This is a genomic window from Polaromonas sp. LjRoot131 (assembly GCF_964252805.1).
Taxonomy (GTDB): Bacteria; Pseudomonadota; Gammaproteobacteria; order Burkholderiales; family Burkholderiaceae_C; genus Polaromonas.
On the sequence record NZ_CAXUPF020000001.1, the window covers coordinates 1,856,718 to 1,869,787 of the forward strand.

The 13,070-nt window shown below is 62.4% G+C and carries 14 protein-coding genes; 13 read left to right on the forward strand and 1 reads right to left on the reverse strand.

The features are described from left to right. Positions 1-123: 123 nt before the first annotated feature. The 12 genes from ACSQ27_RS08770 (at position 124) to ACSQ27_RS08825 (ending at position 11,558) form a co-directional block, all read left to right on the forward strand. Positions 124-2,244, forward strand: a complete 2,121-nt coding sequence (locus tag ACSQ27_RS08770; RefSeq protein WP_436155064.1) for a TonB-dependent siderophore receptor — start codon at positions 124-126, stop codon at positions 2,242-2,244. Between the two features lie 20 nt (positions 2,245-2,264). After that, positions 2,265-3,434: a PepSY-associated TM helix domain-containing protein gene (locus ACSQ27_RS08775; RefSeq protein ID WP_436155065.1), complete on the forward strand. Its 1,170-nt coding sequence runs from the start codon at positions 2,265-2,267 to the stop codon at positions 3,432-3,434. Then, complete coding sequence (locus ACSQ27_RS08780; protein WP_436155066.1) at positions 3,431-3,628, forward strand: hypothetical protein; 198 nt, start codon at positions 3,431-3,433, stop codon at positions 3,626-3,628. Before ACSQ27_RS08775 ends, ACSQ27_RS08780 begins: the two co-directional genes overlap by 4 nt. Positions 3,629-3,819: 191 nt before the next feature. Then, the gene (locus ACSQ27_RS08785; RefSeq protein ID WP_436155067.1) at positions 3,820-4,593 is read left to right on the forward strand and encodes a ferredoxin--NADP reductase; all 774 of its coding nucleotides are present in this window, start codon (positions 3,820-3,822) and stop codon (positions 4,591-4,593) included. Positions 4,594-4,725: 132 nt separating this feature from the next. Continuing rightward, complete coding sequence (gene bfr / locus ACSQ27_RS08790) at positions 4,726-5,202, forward strand: bacterioferritin (protein WP_436155068.1); 477 nt, start codon at positions 4,726-4,728, stop codon at positions 5,200-5,202. A gap of 393 nt (positions 5,203-5,595) precedes the next feature. Further along, complete coding sequence (locus ACSQ27_RS08795) at positions 5,596-7,884, forward strand: TonB-dependent receptor (RefSeq protein ID WP_436155069.1); 2,289 nt, start codon at positions 5,596-5,598, stop codon at positions 7,882-7,884. 91 nt (positions 7,885-7,975) lie between these two features. Next, positions 7,976-8,683, forward strand: coding sequence for a Fe2+-dependent dioxygenase (locus ACSQ27_RS08800; RefSeq protein ID WP_436155070.1), 708 nt, complete (start codon positions 7,976-7,978; stop codon positions 8,681-8,683). A gap of 240 nt (positions 8,684-8,923) precedes the next feature. After that, entirely contained in the window at positions 8,924-9,169 is a 246-nt protein-coding gene (locus ACSQ27_RS08805; RefSeq protein WP_436155071.1) for a (2Fe-2S)-binding protein, read from the forward strand. 133 nt (positions 9,170-9,302) lie between these two features. Beyond that, positions 9,303-9,989, forward strand: a complete 687-nt coding sequence (locus ACSQ27_RS08810; RefSeq protein WP_436155072.1) for an energy transducer TonB — start codon at positions 9,303-9,305, stop codon at positions 9,987-9,989. A 28-nt stretch (positions 9,990-10,017) separates the two neighbouring features. Further along, entirely contained in the window at positions 10,018-10,731 is a 714-nt protein-coding gene (locus tag ACSQ27_RS08815; protein ID WP_436155073.1) for a MotA/TolQ/ExbB proton channel family protein, read from the forward strand. A 71-nt stretch (positions 10,732-10,802) separates the two neighbouring features. Continuing rightward, positions 10,803-11,213 (forward strand): ExbD/TolR family protein, encoded by a 411-nt coding sequence (locus ACSQ27_RS08820; RefSeq protein WP_436155074.1) that lies wholly within the window; start codon positions 10,803-10,805, stop codon positions 11,211-11,213. A 132-nt stretch (positions 11,214-11,345) separates the two neighbouring features. Continuing rightward, a complete protein-coding gene (locus tag ACSQ27_RS08825) occupies positions 11,346-11,558 on the forward strand; it encodes a hemin uptake protein HemP (protein ID WP_436155075.1) in 213 nt (70 codons plus the stop codon). Between the two features lie 212 nt (positions 11,559-11,770). Here ACSQ27_RS08825 and ACSQ27_RS08830 read toward each other — a convergent pair whose 3' ends face one another. Beyond that, complete coding sequence (locus tag ACSQ27_RS08830) at positions 11,771-12,178, reverse strand: GlcG/HbpS family heme-binding protein (RefSeq protein ID WP_436155076.1); 408 nt, start codon at positions 12,176-12,178, stop codon at positions 11,771-11,773. Between the two features lie 190 nt (positions 12,179-12,368). Here ACSQ27_RS08830 and ACSQ27_RS08835 point away from each other — a divergent pair, with 190 nt between their 5' ends. Further along, positions 12,369-13,058 (forward strand): Bax inhibitor-1/YccA family protein, encoded by a 690-nt coding sequence (locus ACSQ27_RS08835; RefSeq protein WP_436155077.1) that lies wholly within the window; start codon positions 12,369-12,371, stop codon positions 13,056-13,058. The last annotated feature ends 12 nt before the right edge of the window (positions 13,059-13,070 follow it).

Below are 13,070 nucleotides of genomic sequence, written 5' to 3' on the forward strand. Positions count from 1 at the left end.
TCGCTGCGAGTTGTAGCAAGCCAATAACCGCCCACGAGGCCCCGCAGTTTCGCCACCCGCCGTGGCGCATCGGGCCCCAGTGAGCACGCCAGTTTCCTGGCGATCCTCCCCGGAGTTTTGACCTTGCCCACCTCGCACCTGCCGCGTGCCGGACGCGCCACATACCGCCTGGCCCCGTTCACCGCCCTATCCCTAGCCGCCGTGCTTCAAGGCGCCTACGCCCAGACCTCCGCCCCAGCCGAGACCACGCTGCGCGAAGTGCGGGTCAGTGCCGACCAGGAGGAAGAAACCGCCACCGGGCCGGTGATCGGCTACCGCGCCAAAAGAGCCTCCACCGCCACCAAGACCGACACGCTGCTGTCCGAAACACCGCAGGCCGTCACCGTCGTCACCAGCCAACAGATCACCGACCAGGGCGCCGCCAATCTGCAGGACGCCCTGGGCTATGCCGCCGGTGTGCGCTCCGATGCTTACGGGCTGGATTCGCGGACCGATTCGGTGCGGGTGCGCGGCGCCAACCCCGACACCTACCTGGACGGCCTGCGCGAGGCTTACGGCTACTACACCAGCCGCACCCGCGCCGACCCCTACACGCTGGAGCGCCTGGAAGTGCTGCGCGGCCCCTCGGGCATGCTGTTCGGCGCGGGTACGGCGGCCGGAGTGATCAACATGGTCAGCAAAAGGCCGCAGGCCGAAACCCAGCGCGAAGTGGGCGTGCAGTACGGCAGCCATGGCCGCAAGCAGGTCCAGGTCGACCTGACCGGCCCGCTGACGCAGGACGGCGAGTGGCTGTACCGGCTGGTCGCGCTCAAGCGCTCATCGGACACCCAGGTGGACTATGTGCCGGACGACCGCAGCCTGGTCGCGCCTTCGCTGACATGGCGGCCCAGCGCCACCACCTCGCTGACCTTGCAGGCGCTGTGGCAAAAAGACAAAAGCGGCTCGACCTCGCAGTTCTTTCCGTGGGAAGGCACGCTGCAGCCCAATCCCAACGGCCGCCTGCCCACGAACCGTTTTATCGGCGAACCCGGCGACTACTACAACTCCGAACGCAAAAGCCTCGGCTGGCTTTTCGAGCACAAGTTCAACGACAGCTGGACGGTGCGCCAGAACTTCCGCGTCTCGAGCAACGAGAACGACAACCGCTACCACTACGGCGACTTCTTCACCAGCCCGGGCAGTTGGGGCTCCGACCCGGTGACCAAGCGGCGGCTGGGCCGCATCAACGACAGCTCGCTGACGCGCAACCGCATCACCGCGCTGGACAACCATGCAGAGGGCCATTTCAGCACCGGCGCGCTGCAGCACACGCTGCTGTTCGGCGCGGACTTCGCGCGCCACCGCGAGAACGTCTGGTCGGGTGCGACTGTCAGCGAGATAGACGCCTACGCGCCGGTCTACGGCAACCTGCTGGTGCCGGATCGCACCGCGTTGCCGCGCACCACGCAGCGCCAGACCGGCCTGTATGTGCAGGACCAGATGAAATGGGACCATTGGATCGTCACGGCGGGCCTGCGCCATGACAAGGCCGTCGCGGCCGCCGAAGGCAGCCCCGAAGAGGAAAGCACGGCCACGACCAAGCGCCTGGGCCTGATGTACGCCTTCCCCTCGGGCTGGTCGCCGTATGTGAGCTACAGCGAATCCTTCACGCCGCAGGCCGCCATCAAGGGCCGGTTGTTCAAGCCGCTGCGCGGCGAGCAGTGGGAACTGGGCCTGAAATACGAACCGGCGGGCCGCGCGCTGGCCTACAGCGCCGCGCTCTATGACCTGCGCGAGAAAAACCAGATCGCCTCGCCGCTACCCGACGTCTACACCCAGGTCGGCGCCACGCGCACCAAGGGGCTGGAGCTCGAAGTCAAGGGCCCCGTCACGCCCAACCTGGAACTGGTCGCGCACTACAACTACACCGAACTGGACAAACAGCTCGAAGGCTTGCCCAAGCACCAGGCCAGCGTTTGGGCCAAGTACCGCTTTGCGATCGCCGGCGTGAACGGCTTCTCGGCCGGTGCCGGGGTGCGCTGGATGGGCGCCTTCAACGACCAGCAAGGCGGCGGCAACGGCCCGCAGATTCCCAGTGCCGCGCTGCTGGACCTGATGTTCGCCTATGACACCGCGAACTGGCGCTACGCCGTCAACATCAACAACGCGACCGACAAGACCTACTTCAGCACCTGCCTGGCGCGCGGCGACTGCTGGTATGGCGCCCGTCGCAACGTGGTGGCCAGCGCCACCTACCGCTTCTAGGCCCCTCAAGGAGAACCACGATGAACAGCCGCAGGATCAAAACCTGGACCTGGATCCACAAATGGAGCAGCCTGGTCTGCACCGTCTTCATGCTGCTGCTGTGCCTGACCGGCTTGCCGCTGATTTTTCACCATGAGATAGGCCACTTGCTGGGCACAGAAGTGGAAGCGCCCGACCTGCCCAAGGGAACGCCGCGCGCCAGCCTCGACAGCGTGATGCAGGTGGCGCAGGCACTGCACCCCGGCAAAGTGCCCATGTTCGCCTCGCACGAGATCGACGACGACCGCTTCTGGTACGTCACGCTGGGCGACACGCCGACCTCCGAGGTCGGCAACAAAACCGTGGCCGTCGATGCGCGCACCGCGGCGGTGCTGGCCCAGCCAAAGTTCGACGAAGGCTTTATGTACATCATGTTCAAGCTGCACGTGGACCTGTTCGCCGGGCTGGCCGGCAAGCTCTTTCTGGGCTTTATGGGCTTGTTGCTGCTGGTGGCGATTGTCTCGGGCGTGGTGCTGTACGCGCCCTTCATGCGCAAGCTGGACTTCGGCGCCGTGCGGCAAAGCAGGCCGCGCGCCAAATGGCTGGACCTGCACAACTTGCTGGGCGTTGTGACGCTGGTATGGGCCTTCACCGTGGGCGCCACCGGCATGATCAACACCTGGGCCGACCTGCTGATCAAGTACTGGCAGTACGACCAGCTCAGCGCGCTGCTGGCGCCCTACCAGGGACAAAAACCACCGGCGCGCCTGGCTTCGGTGCAGCAAGCGGCATCGTCGGCCACCGCGCTCGCGCCCGACATGAAGATGGCCTTCATCGCCTTCCCGGGCACAACTTTTTCCAGCCCGCACCATTACACGGTGTTCCTGCGCGGCAACGAGCCCTTCAACTCGCGCCTGCTCAAGCCGGTGCTGGTGGACGCGGGCACCAACGCGCTCACCGCCAGCCCGCCGCTACCCTGGTACCTCACGGCGCTGCTGGTGTCGCAGCCGCTGCATTTCGGCGACTACGGCGGCATGCCCATGCAAATCCTCTGGGCGCTGTTGGACATCGCGACCATCATCGTGCTCGGCAGCGGCCTCTATCTCTGGGTCAAGCGCCGCAACCCGGCTGCGGCGGTGAAGCCGGCCACGTCCGTGGCCGCGCAGGAATCGCATGTTCTTTCTCACGATGCATCGGGCGGTGCCGCATGAGCGCACAGACAAACGTCACTCTCTGGCACATATGGGGCTGGCCGCTGGTGTTGGGCCTTCTCAGTGCCAGCGGCCTGCTGACGGCGCTGGTATCCGACGGCTGGGGCGACTGGTGGGCCTGGCTCGGCCTGGGCGTACCGGTGGCCGTGATGGCCTGGTTCGCATGGGTGCCGCGCAAGCCGGCCGGGCATTGAGTGAAACGGGGCGAAACCTTGGGGCCGACATGGCGGCCAGGTGGACGCACACCGTCGCTTCGCGCAGGCGATAAAATACGTCGCTGCTCACGCACAATCTGAAGGCCTGGACTGAAGGGGTGCGCGGCGGGCCTCCTGCCCTCTTGCATCGTTCAAATTACTTTTCCTTCTTTCCTTCTTCTTTTTTTCACATGAGCGCTTTTAACACCGAACGCATTATTTCCGTCCACCACTGGACCGACACGCTCTTCAGCTTCACCGCTACGCGCGACCCGGGCTTTCGCTTCGTCAATGGCCAGTTCACCATGATTGGCCTGCCGGTGGATGGCAAACCGCTGATGCGCGCCTATAGCGTGGCCAGCGCCAACCATGAAGACCAACTGGAGTTTTTCAGCATCAAGGTCGCCAACGGCCCGCTGACCTCGCGGCTGCAGCACCTGAAACCCGGCGACGACATCCTAGTGGGGCGCAAGCCCACCGGCACGCTGCTGTTGCAAAACCTGCTGCCCGGCAAGACCCTGTGGCTGCTGGCCACCGGCACCGGCCTGGCCCCCTTCCTCTCGTTGATCAAGGACCCCGACACCTACGAGCGCTTTGAACGCGTGGTTCTGGTGCACGGCTGCCGCACCAGCGCCGAGCTGGCCTACCGCGGGTTGATCGAGCACGAGTTGCATGAGCATGAGTTCCTCGGTGAGCTGGTGCGCGGGCGCTTGCTCTATTACCCGACCGTGACGCGCGAACGCTTTCGCAACGAAGGCCGCATCACCGAACTCATGCAGTCGGGCAAGCTCTACAGCGATCTCGGCCTGCCGGCGCTCTCGGCCGACAACGACCGCCTGATGCTGTGCGGCAGCCCCGACATGCTGCGCGACATCAAGGCCATGCTGGAAGCGCAGGGCCTGGAAGAAGGCAATATGCAGCACGCCGGCCACTTCGTGGTGGAGCGCGCCTTCGCCGAGCGCTGAGCGCCAATTCACTGCAATACGAACAGTTCTCACAATCAAACGCAAGCAGACCGCGCGAGCAGGGGAATGCTTGAGTTGTCGCCTGCGGCCAGTGACAATGGCCGACACACACTACAACGATAAGGAATTCCCATGAAAGGCGACGCACAAGTCATCGCTCACCTGCAGGCGCAACTCAAGAACGAGCTGACGGCCATCAACCAGTACTTTCTGCACTACCGCATGTACAAGCACTGGGGCCTGGACAAACTGGCCAAGAAGGAATACGAGGAATCGATCGGCGAAATGAAGCACGCCGACAAGCTGATGGACCGCATCTTCATGCTTGACGGCCTGCCCAACCTGCAGGACCTGGGCAAGCTGATGATCGGCGAGGACGTGCTGGAGGCTCTGAACTGCGACCTCAAAGCCGAAACCGGTGCACAGGCAACGATCAAGGACGGCATTGCCCACTGCGAAAGCGTTCGCGATTACGTCTCGCGTGACCTGCTCCAGGAAATCCTGGACGACACCGAAGAACATATCGACTTCCTGGAAACCCAGATCGAGCTGGTCGGCAAGGTCGGCATCCAGAACTACCTGCAAAGCCAGATGGGCGACGTCAGCTAAGCCAAGCGGCGATGCTGCATACGGGCAAGCGCCCGGCATACAAAACACGGGGCCTGCAGGCCCCGTTGTCGTTCATGGACCTTTGACCGCGGACTGATGACTGATGACGGCGACAGGCATCTATCCCCTCTTCAGAAAATCCTTTTCACAGCGGCCCATAGCCACGGGGATCGCTTTTTTTTCGCATTTTTGCCACAAAAAAACATCCTTCCCCACCCATTCCTTCATCATTTCGAAACAAGATATTACGAATCATTATCATTTGATATACACTTCGAGCGAACTTTTCACGCCAGCCAACTCGTCTCGCCAGCAGGTGATTTCGAGCCAGCCAAGCATTTTTCTTGAACCCGGTCCGCCTCCCGCATGGCTGGACCCTGCTTGGAGGCCATCTTGGCACACCCGTCCGCTCGCGCCGCACGAATTGCGCGCAATAAAAAAAACCGCAATGCCGGTACTAACAACAGCATCTCCCCTCTCGTTGCACCAGCGTCCGATATAGCCCTGCTACCGCTGGGCGCGCTGATGCTGGCGGTTTCGGTGTCCGGCTGGGCGCAAAGCGTCACACCCGCCCCCGCCGCCGCAGGCACCACCGCCTCCACGCCGGCCGAAGGCAAGAGCCTGGCGCCTGTCACCGTCACGGGCACGCGCGACCGCGCGAACCAGACCTACCAGAGCGGCATCACCAGCGTCGGCAAGATGCCCGTGCCAGCCAAAGACATCCCACAGTCGCTGACGGTGGTCAATGAAAAGCTGATTCACGACCAGGGCAAGGACAGCTTCAAGAGCGCGCTCGAAAACGTCATCGGCATCACCTTTGAAGCCGGTGAAGGCGGCCGGGTCGGCGACAACGTCCGCTTGCGCGGCTTCAGCGCCGCCGGCGACATGTATTCCGACGGCATGCGCGACATCGCCCAGTACAACCGCGACTTGTTCAACGTTGAGCGCGTTGAAGTGCTGCGCGGCGCGGCGTCCATGCTGTTCGGCCGCGGCTCCACCGGCGGCATCATCAACCAGGTCAGCAAGCAGGCGCGCCTGATCACCGAACATGAGGTGAACGCCACCGTCGGTACCAAGGGCTACCAGCGCTATCAGGGCGACTTCAACTTCAAGCTGGGCGACGACGCAGCTTTCCGCATCAACGCCATGGCCACGGATGCCGACGGCCGCGGCGAAAACGCCAGCGCCGCCACCCACCGGCGCGGCCTGGCGATGGACTACCGCTTCGGCATCGGCACGGCCAACGAATTCGAGGTCAGCTACTACCACCTGCACTACAACGACAAGCCCGACTGGGGTTTTGCTTGGTTTAACAGCCGCCCCGCGCCCCTGACCGAAAAATTCTGGTACGGCCTTAACACCGATTTCCAGAACGACAAGGCCGACGCCATCACCCTGAGCCACACCCACCGCTGGGCGGACGGCAGCAGCCTGAAAACCACTGTGCGTGATGGTTACTACTCCCGCACGCTGCGCGCCACGCAGGCCAGCTTCGCCGCCGGCACCACGCTGGCCAACCTGAACGCCAATACCCTGGTCAGCCGCGGCAACACCAGCGCCGGCAATGCCAAGGCGGGCAACGAGCATCACACCTTCCTGCAAACCGATTACCTCACCACCACCCAGTGGTTCGGACGCAAGAACAGCCTGCTGATCGGCGCCGAGTACGCGGTCGAAAATTCAGATCGCCTCAGCTACCCGCTCCTGACGGGTGCCAAACCGGGCACCACGGTGGGCAACCCGATCAGCACCGGCATCGGCGGCAACTACACGCAGCGCCTGGAAACGTCCTTCAAGGCCACCACGCTGGGCCTGTACATGCAGGACACGATTGACCTCACGCCTTACTGGAAGCTGGTTGCCGGCCTGCGCGTTGATAACTTCAAGGCCGACTATGACCGCCCCACCGGCACGCCTCCCAATAACGGAAGGCTCTCAAGGTCCGACAGCCTGTTGAGCAAACGCTTGGGCGTGATGTACCAGCCGACCGACGAGGTCAGCTACTACGCCGCCTATGGCACGTCGTTCAACACTTCGGGCGACCTGTACCAGTTCGACCCGAACTCGGCCAACACGGCACCCGAGAGCAGCCGCAACATGGAAATCGGCGCCAAGTGGGAACTCTACGGCGGCGACCTTTCGCTGCGCGCAGCACTTGCCCGCACCGAGAAGTACAACGAGCGCAACACCGACATCGATACCAACACCAACTCGTATCTGTTGTCCGGCAAGCGCCACACCGACGCTCTCGAATTCGAGGTCGCCGGCCGTATCACGCCGCAGTGGGATGTCTTTGCCGGCATTGGCTTCCTGAAGGCCAGGATCGACAAGTCGGGCTCCAACGCAGCCGGCCAGGCCGAAGTCGGGCAGAACCCGGGCCTGAGCCCGAGCCGCCAGGCCACCCTGTTTACCACCTACCGCATCGGCGACAAATGGCGCATCGGCGGCGGCTTCACCGGCGTCAGCACCAACAAGCCGGCCAACAGTGTCACCAGCACCAACCGCGCACCGGGCTACGTCAAGGCCGACGCGCTGGTGGAATATCGCATCAGCGAAGGTAATACCGTCAAGCTCAACATCGACAACGTGTTTAACAAGGTTTACTACAACACGCTGTACCGCGGCTTTGTGGCGCCCGGCGACGCACGCAGTGTTCGCGTGACGCTGACCAGCAAGTTCTGATTTCAAACAGAATTTTTTCCAAGGTTTCAGGCACCTGGGGGATACTCCGGGTGCCTTTTTTCATTTCAGCGCTCTTTCCGGAGATTTCTCCATGCTGCTCCGCATTCATCAAGCCCTCCAGCCGGACGAACTCGCGCAGGTCCGCCAGCTGATCCTGGGCGCCGACTGGGCCGACGGCCGCATCACCGCCGGCAGCCAGAGCGGCGCCGTCAAAAACAACCGGCAACTGCCCGAAGACTTGCCGGCCGCCCAGCAGGCCCGCCACATCGTGTCGGTGGCGCTGGCCCGCAATCCCATGTTCGTCACCGGCGCACTGCCAAAGTCGGTTTACCCGCCGCTTTTCAACCGCTACGGCGGCGATGCCAACAATTTCGGCAACCACATCGACAACGCCGTGCGCACGCATGCCGCCACCGCGCGCCACGTGCGCACCGACATCTCCTGCACGCTGTTCCTGAGCGATCCGGCCAGTTATGACGGCGGCGAGCTGGTGGTCCAGGACACCTACGGCGAACAACGCATCAAATTCGAGGCTGGCGACCTGGTGATGTACCCGGGCACCTCCGTGCACCGCGTGGAGCCGGTCACGCGCGGCGAGCGGCTAGCCTGCTTTTTCTGGATCGAGAGCATGGTCCGCTCCGATGCCCAGCGCCGCCTCCTGTACGAAATGGACATGGCCATCACCTCGTTGCGCCAAAAAGACCTGGAACGCACAGCCCAAGGTGCCGCCGAGAGCTCGGAAGTCGTGCGCCTGACCGGCTGCTATCACAACCTGCTGCGCATGTGGGCTGAGGTTTAGCGCTCCTTCTGAGCATCCCCTTCTCTCACAGGGGGGTTCGCCCCAGAGCACTACCAAATTCATAGCGCCATATCCATTCCTGACATGGAGAATTCCCTATTTTCCGACTGAGGGATCGGAGACTGGCAAAGGTCCTGGCGCCAGCCCGCTGCGGAAATAAACCCTCCTCGATTGCAAATGCGATAGATTCGCATTTATAATCAGCACACCGATTGAATCAATCCCCAGCCAAGCCCATCCATGATTGTTTGCGTCTGCCGCCGAATCTCCGACCGCGAAATCGCCCGTCATGCCCGTGCGGGCCTGGGCTTTGACGAGATCCAGTTCGAACTCGGCGTGGCCACCCAATGCGGCCAATGCGAAGGCTGCGCCCGTGACGTGGTGGCGCAGTGCAGCACCAGTTGCCCGACCGCCAACATCAAGCTCGCCACCCATACACAGGAAGGCAGCCCATGGCACATCTTGCAACACTCAGCTCAAGCCTGATTGCGGCGCTTCCCGCCAGCCTGTTCCTGGTGATAGTTTCCACGTGGTGGATCTTCCGCCGCTGATTCTGCTCAAACACTGATTGAACTGGGCCCGCGGCACGCACGCGGCCTCACATACTCACCCATTCCCGATGACCGCCACCGCCTTTTCCACCGCCCCGCGCCCGCCCGCGCCGCGCCAGCCCCTGAGCCGAAATGCCGTGATCGCCCTGGTGGTGGTCGGCTTGCATATCGGCTTCATCTGGGCGCTGCAAAGCGGCCTGCTGATGCGCGCCGCTGAAATCGTGGTGCCCGCGGAAATCCTGACGCAATTCATCGACCCGCCCGCGCCCAAAGTGGAGCCCGTACCGCCCACGCCGCCTACACCGACCGTGCAGAAAAAGGCCGTGGCCAAAGCGCCCGTAAAACCGGCGCCCCAGCCCCTGGCCATCCAGGACCCCACACCTTCGCCGAATGCCCCGACGGGTGTGGTCACGCCGCCGTTGCCGCCTGCGCCAGTCGCCGTGGCCCCTGTCGCGCCGCCCGCGCCTCCCGCCGTGCAGCTGCCTTCCAGCGACGCCGATTATCTGCAGAACCCGAAACCGCCTTACCCCCCCATCAGCAGACGCCTGGGCGAACAGGGCAAGGTGCTCTTGCGCGTGCTCATAGGGGTGGACGGCCAGCCGAAGAAAGCTGAAATTCGCAAGTCAAGCGGATTTGACCGGCTCGACCAGGCGGCCATGACCGCCGCCATGCGCTGGCGTTATGTTCCAGGCAAGCGAGGCGGCGTAGCCGAAGAGATGTGGTCAGAAGTGCCCATCAATTTCGTTCTAGAGTAATTTTTCTGAAACCGTGGAGTATTGATTCATGAATTCCCAATTCGGCCTTGCCAACGTCTGGAGCCAAGGCGATATCGTCACCAAATCCGTGGCCGTGCTGCTGCTGGCGATGTCACTGGCCTCGTGGATGGTCATCATCATCAAGTCTTTGGACCTCATCAAGTACAAGCGCATTGCCCGCGCGGCCGAAGACTTCTGGCACAGCGAGGATTTCGCAGCCGGCCTGACCAAACTGGGCGGCGACCCCACCAACCCCTTCCGCCAGTTGGCCCTGGAGGGCCGCGAAGCCACCCTGCACCACCGCAACACCAAGGCGCACCTGCATGACGCCCTGGACGTCAGCGACTGGGTCACGCGCACGCTGCGCAACGCCATCGACGAATTCACCGCCAAGCTGCAGTCCGGCCTGGCGATTCTGGCTTCGGTGGGCTCGACCGCTCCCTTCGTCGGCCTGTTCGGCACCGTGTGGGGCATCTACCATGCGCTGCTGTCCATCGGTGCAGCCGGCCAGGCGACCATCGACAAGGTGGCCGGCCCCATCGGCGAGTCGCTGATCATGACGGCCCTGGGCCTGGCCGTGGCCATTCCCGCGGTGCTGGGCTACAACGCGCTGGTGCGCGGCAACAAAGGCGTGCTGCAAAAGCTCAGCCGTTTCGCGCACGACCTGCACGCCTACTTCGTGACCGGTGCCCGCGTGAGCGCCGGCGGCCAGGCCAATGTCGTTCCGATGAAAAAGGCCTGACCGCCTTCCCCTATCCGGCCTCGCCGCCAAAAGCAGCCAGGCCCCTTATTCTTCAGTGACCGAGAAGCACCATGGCCTTTGGAACCCAAGACGACAGCGATGACGTGATGAACGAGATCAACATGACGCCCATGGTGGACATCATGCTGGTACTGCTCATCATCTTCATCATCACGGTCCCCGTGATGAAGCACTCCGTCAACATCGACCTGCCGCGCGCCTCCAACGAAGCGCAAAACATCAAGCCGGAGACGGTTCGCCTCAGCGTGGACGCCGAAGGCAGCTATTTCCTCAACGAAATCAAGATCACCGATGAAGAGCTGGGCACCCAGCTCAAGACCGCGGCGGCCCAGAACCCGCAGCCCGAACTGCACATCCGCGGTGACAAGTCGGTGCGTTACGAACGCGTGGCACAGGCAATGGCGGCCGCGCAGCAAGCCGGCCTGCGCAAGATCGGCTTTATCACGGAACCGAAGAATTGATCCAAGCCTGCCGGCGGCAATGCTGGCAGGCTTTTTTCCTGGCGTAAAAAAATACCGTACAGCCCAAATTCGCTTGACTTTCAAATGAGAATGGTTATCATTAACTTAACGAAGCCCAAACAGGTTTAAATCATGTCCATCGCACTGCCGCCCTCCAACACCTTAAGCCTTCCTGCCCGCGCCCCCGTGCACACAGAGACCGCTGCGGGCGGCCAGGGCAGTTCCGCTGCCACCGTCAACAGCACGGAAATCCTGCGCGGGCAAAAAGCCGTCGAGATCAACCACAACGGATCAACCTATCGCCTGCAGGCCACGCGCCTGGGCAAATTGATCCTGACCAAATAAGGGTCGCGCAGCAAAGCGTCGACATACGTTCTTTTTCATCGAGAGTTTCATCGTGGGGCGATCCGGGGCTACCAAGCTCCCAAGGTCGTTTTTAGCCAGCCACCGACTCCCCGGAGTTGTTTAGCCAGGCTTTTTTTCGGATGCCCCCTGTTTTCCCACCAACAAAAAAGCCGACCCTTGGTCGGCTTTTTTCATGCCCCTTGAGGCGCGGGTCAGAGGCCGATAGCGGCAATGCCCACGCGCGCGATCTGCGCGTCTTCGCTGGACTTCACGCCGCTCACGCCCACGGCACCTATGCACTGCCCGTCCTTGACGATGGGAACGCCGCCTTCGAGCATGCCGTGAATGTAAGGCGCCGACAGGAAGGAGGTTCGGCCGCCATTGATGACGTCTTCATAAACCTTGCTTTCGCGGCGACCCATGGCGGCCGTGTTGGCTTTCGAGGGGGCGATGTGCGAGGAAATGGGCGGCGCGCCGTCCAGGCGCTGCAGGTGCAGCAGGTGGCCGCCGTCGTCAACGATGGCGATGGTCACGGCCCAATTGTTCTTGAGAGCTTCTGCTTCGGCGGCGGCGGCGATGGTTTTGACGTCGGCGAGTTCAAGCACTGCTTTGGATTTCATGGTCTTCAGGATTCCGGAGTTTGTGGCAAAGATACTGAGCATACGCAAATTTGGGGCCGCTCCTCACCCGCATTGCTGCCAAATTAGCTTATAGAACCCTTACAAAAAGTAGGGAGTGAGGGCTGGAGAAACTGCAATGCACCCTAAAATAATCTTGCCCGCATTTGCTGGCGCCCTGGAGACGACTCTCATGACTGACAATGTTCAAACCCTCGACTATGGCGTTGCCACAAGCGTCGAGCAACGCAACAAGGTCCTGCGCAACACCTACTGGTTGCTGGCCCTGAGCCTGCTGCCCACCGTATTGGGCGCATGGCTGGGTGTGGCGACCGGCATCACCAGCTCACTGAGAGGCGGATTGGGTCTCATCGTGTTCCTGGGCGGTGCATTTGCCTTTATTTTTGCCATTGAGAAGACCAAAAACTCGGCCGCCGGTGTGCCTGTGCTGCTGGGCTTCACTTTCTTCATGGGCCTGATGCTCTCGCGCCTGATTGACATGGTGCTTGGCTTCAGTAACGGCGCATCGCTGGTCATGACCGCTTTTGCGGGTACGGCCGGCGTGATGTTCGTGATGGCCAGCCTGGCCACCGTTATCAAGCGCGACCTGAGCGGCATGAGCAAATGGCTGTTTGCCGGCGCCCTGGTCATCCTGGTGGCAGCCGTCATCAATGTGTTTGTCGGCTCGACCATGCTGACGGCGGTGGTCAGCACCCTGGCCATCGCGGTGTTCAGCGCCTACCTGCTGTATGACCTGAAACAGGTGATCGACGGCGGCGAAACCAACTACATCAGCGCTACCCTGGCCATTTACCTGGACCTGTTCAACATCTTCCAGAGCCTGCTGGCCCTGCTGGGAATCTTCGGCGGCGAAAGAGATTAAGCGGGAAGTATC